This is a genomic window from Paenibacillus sp. Y930 (genome assembly GCF_056786375.1).
The window spans coordinates 1-670 of record NZ_JBXCIX010000041.1; the positions used below are offsets into that span (position 1 = coordinate 1).

At 34.2% G+C, this 670-nt stretch carries 1 protein-coding gene; it reads left to right on the top strand.

Going from position 1 to position 670, the window contains the following annotated elements:
- Positions 1 to 58: 58 nt before the first annotated feature.
- Positions 59 to 523 (top strand): DUF5662 family protein, encoded by a 465-nt coding sequence (locus AC1TO5_RS21275; RefSeq protein WP_482064829.1) that lies wholly within the window; start codon positions 59 to 61, stop codon positions 521 to 523.
- Positions 524 to 670 lie beyond the last annotated feature (147 nt).

Consider the following 670-nt stretch of genomic DNA (forward strand, 5'->3'; position numbering starts at 1 on the left):
CGTTATGTGAAATGATCGAAAGAATATAAAATCTATAAATCCAAAGGAGAGGGCCATAATATTCTTAGTATATTGGCGATATTTTCTTTATGTTTTGGATCATAAAGTTAGCGTTCTCATTGAATGTTGGAAAGAAGGATTGTATCTTCAAGGGATCATTCATGATATGTCAAAATTTTCTACTCAAGAATTTATTCCGTATGCACTTAAGTTTTATTCAAACCAGAAGGATGAGAATACCGAGCTAAGATGGAAGAAAGCTTGGTTACATCATCAAAATCATAATAAACACCATTGGGAATATTGGATAGTAAATAGAAACAAAAGAGAAGCTTTGCCAATGCCAAAGAAGTATATGATAGAAATGGTATGTGACTGGAAGTCGTTTTCAAGAAAGTGGGGGCGTATAGTTAAAGAATCTAGTCTAGTAGAAAGAATGATGAAATCTGAAGAAATAATATTACATCCAATAACAAGGAAAGAACTTGAAAATTACATAAAGGGAAACAAAAATGATACATGAGTTGAAAGCAAAATCAACGAAGTCGATCACTTCACATAACACAGTATTCACGCGGCGGCTACGCCTTGGTCACTTTGATGTTATTGGCAGAAGTAGTAGTTTCAGTGACAACTTACTGCGCAAGTTCGTGAATACCTGAACGTTATG